Raw genomic sequence first — 3,527 nt, 5'->3', positions numbered from 1 at the left:
TGTCTGTAAGTGAGCTTATTGATAAACTCAATAATAACAAGACTAACAAAGACCCAGATGAATGTGTAGCGATCGCTAAGGCTCTAGGTAAACATGGAGATAGCGATGCCTTAGAGCCACTTATTCAAAAACTAAAAGATTTAGAAGAGGGAGATTGGGTAGCACGGGTGTCTGTAATCGAAGCATTAGGTAATTTAAATATTTCAAACCAGCAATTAGATAAAACCCAATTGGTGCAAACAATCCTTGTGGATAGGTGGCGTAATGATGCTATATCTGACGTTAGAGAGGCTGTCCAAAAGGCTCTCAAGGATATAGATAAAAAAACGGGTGGCTACAAACCTGCCGCACAAGCTTTGGAGCGATACTCGGACAAGGGATAATTGGGTAAATTTTTAAAAGCTAAGATGTTTTAAACAAATAATAACTAACGTAAAATTAAGCACAAAAAGTAATTAACCTATTCTCTATACTAGAGTAAACTTATGTAATGAACTAATACCCAATATGGAGTATCCAATTAGAGCCAGAGAAGGTAATCCCTACACAACTCTAGACTGGAAACAGGTAACTATATCAGAAATAATCAGTAAGCTATCTGATCCAGACACACAAGTTGATGCCTTGCAAGCGATTGGAATTAGATTTAATAATAAAATCTTAGATATCAAGTTTATTGAAACTGGCAATGCCTACGCCGATCCTGATGGGGATAGAACTAAAACAGAGGATGTATCAACAAAAAGCGTTGACGTAGAATTAATCCTTGATAACCAGCCACGGCAACCTCTTACTATAGAAAGTTCCCTCGAACCCTTCATAGAAGATGGTGTTAATTTTTTCGGTTCTGTTACGTTCAAAACTCCTAATGGAGAAACTAGAAAAATACCGATGATTGGCAGAGGAACAGTGGCACTTGATGGCAGAGCAAATGATGCACACGCCGGATTTTGTGTTGGTGGTGCTTGTGCCTCCTTCCAGGAACGTACTGCTATAGTTCTAGCGGTCGCTGCTGCTGCTGGTGCTAAGGACGAGCAAATAGACTTGATTGGAGAAAAACTAGGGGATATTAATGATAAATATCACGGGCGCAGAGATATACTGGCTTATTCCTTAGAATGTGCCACAAGGTCACAGATGCCAAGTTATACAGAGTACATGAAAGCTCGTTATCCAGAGGGTGAACGTTCTCCATTACTTCAAAGTGTGATTAATACAGGGAAACCTAATCAGGCTTATTATGAAAAAGCACTCCAGAAAATGACTCCTGAAGAACTGGCAGAAGATCGAGAGGCAGCAAAAGCTAGTTATAAATCCTACTGTTAGCTCTTGCTTTAGGCATTTTCGAGGAACTAAGTCCCAACTCTATTTTATCTTACCCTTTCAGAGATTATATTGATGGAATTTTAGTTCCCCAGAATAACCCCAAATCATAGTAGTTGGGTTTTAAAGAACAGGGTGGCATCTATAGTTTAGCCATACAATGGCACAAAACAACCCTTATTTTAAAATAACCAAAACTATGGTATCTAAAAATATAGTCAGCAACTATTTGCAAGAATTACACCAGTCTCTTAAGGAAAAATTAACCAAAAAATCTTTTGAAATTTATCCCTTTGAGCGTACTTATGAAGATAATCCCAAGGCTATAGGTAAGGAAGTAATCTCCAGTAAATTAAGCTTTACTGGTTTAGATGAGAGTTTCCATAAATACAATAGTCGATTATTACTTCTTGGTGAGCCAGGGGGCGGTAAAAGCATCTCAATGATTAAATTTGCTATCCAAAAGGTAGAAGAGCGACTTAAGACTCAAAGGTCATTGTTGCCAATTTTTGCGGAAATTTACACCTGGACTGAAATTTATAATGATCGAAAAGAAATAAGTCAAGAGAGTATCATTCACTGGTTAGCCAAGCAAACAAACCAAAACGAAGAATTTATAAACAAAGATTTTCTACAAAAACAAATTCGAGAAAAAAAAGTATTGTTACTACTTGATGGATTAGATGAACTTCCGTTAAATGTATCTCAAAAACCACAAGATCCAAATGCCCCTCGTGAAGACTATCGTGCTCAATTTATTGAGACTTTAAACTCTCTTGATGGTTTCCAGCAAGTTCCGATGGTGATTAGCTGTCGCCGTAGAGATTATGAAGAGATAACGGGTAATGATAATAACAATCCACTCAAGTTAAATGGTGCAGTAGTCCTCAATCGTTTGAGTGAAGCAGAAATTAAACAGTATGTCACGTCTAACTCTATTTTTAAGGATAATCAACAAGGGGCAAGACTCTGGAATCTACTGGATAATAGTCCAGATTTACTCAAGATGGTTCGCACGCCATTTCTTTTATATACATTAATTTCGACCTACCAAAATCAAGAGAGCGACGGCGAAGTCAAACAGTTTTCAAGAGTTAGCACTCACGAACAATTGTTTGACAGATTTATCGAACAAGGGTTTAGTAGAGAAAAGGATAAAAAAGAAAACAGAACTCAACAAAACCTACCATGCTCTTCCGCAGAGGAACTCAAGGAAAAGCTAGGGGCAATTGCGGTAGTGATGATGAGTGATTCAGAACCCGATAATACTAAAATAGAAGAGCCAATTTTTTCTAAAGTTATCCCTCAACTGGAACAGAGACATGCTTTTACTCGCTTAGCTAGAACTATCCAATTATTATTTGAGACTTCTGAAAAACAGGTTTATTGTTTTCGACATCTACTACTCCGGGATTACTTTGCTTTTCGTTATGCTAATAATTTTTTACAAAAGGGAGAGCTTCAGGATGACAAGTCCAGTAGCTCAATCAGCAAAATTGAAGTAGTGAAAGCTCTTGGTAAGCTAGATAACCAACGCGCTGTTGACTTACTAACAGGAGTATTAAATAATAACGAAGAAGATAAAGATGTTCGCTACGAAGCAGCTAATTCTTTAGGTCAATTTACTTCTGGAGTATATTTTCGAGGTTATCGACAGACCTTTGGCGATGACAATGTGATTAGCTATTCCCTAAGTAAATTTTCTTCAGATCAGACCGAGAAATATTTCCAGGAATTTTTCCGAAAGCGAAGTATTGAGCTAAATATTGCAGATGAGGATGTCAAGCAAATTGATAGAATCAGCCGTGGCATTCCCTTAGTGGTTAATCTAGCCGCAACGATGTGGCGTGAAGGAATTCCCGTTAATGATATTGTTTCTGAACAGGGAGATTCTCACGCTGAAATTGTGGCAACAGCTTGCGAACGCTTTCTGACTCACTTTAGTAATTTTCAAGATACCGAAGAAGATTTGCGAGCAGTTTATCTCCTCGCCATGATGCGCCGCTTTGATTCTGAATTTTTGCAGAGCATGCTGAATACTCCAGACTTACAGAGTCGAGGACAAGAGCTATACAAACGCTATTCCTTTGTTTCTCCTGAATTAAGGTTAGATGGTCAGCATCAAGTCTTCTTCAAGAAATTTTTGCTAGAACAACAGCGCGATGATTCACTGGTCAAGGAAATCAGTAGTAAAGCCCGAAGTA

Annotated in this window: 3 protein-coding genes; all 3 read left to right on the top strand. The window is 38.0% G+C overall.

What is annotated here, in order from left to right; all coding sequences use genetic code 11:
- On the top strand, positions 1-383 hold a 383-nt coding region (locus F6K20_RS29515; RefSeq protein WP_287297068.1), incomplete at its 5' end, for a HEAT repeat domain-containing protein.
- Between the two features lie 124 nt (positions 384-507).
- A complete protein-coding gene (locus tag F6K20_RS29510) occupies positions 508-1,326 on the top strand; it encodes a hypothetical protein (RefSeq protein WP_287253155.1) in 819 nt (272 codons plus the stop codon).
- A gap of 196 nt (positions 1,327-1,522) precedes the next feature.
- The coding region (locus F6K20_RS29505; RefSeq protein ID WP_287253157.1) for an NACHT domain-containing protein at positions 1,523-3,527 on the top strand (2,005 nt) is incomplete at its 3' end.

The organism is Moorena sp. SIO2C4 (genome assembly GCF_010672485.1).
Taxonomy (GTDB): Bacteria; Cyanobacteriota; Cyanobacteriia; order Cyanobacteriales; family Coleofasciculaceae; genus Moorena; species Moorena producens.
Note: the sequence above shows the minus strand (reverse complement) of the source record. Positions and strands in the feature narration are given on the sequence as shown.

Excerpts from the sequence above, each read along its gene's own strand:
- F6K20_RS29510 (WP_287253155.1), top strand. The coding sequence starts at position 508 with ATGGAGTATCCAATTAGAGCCAGAGAAGGTAATCCCTACACAACTCTA.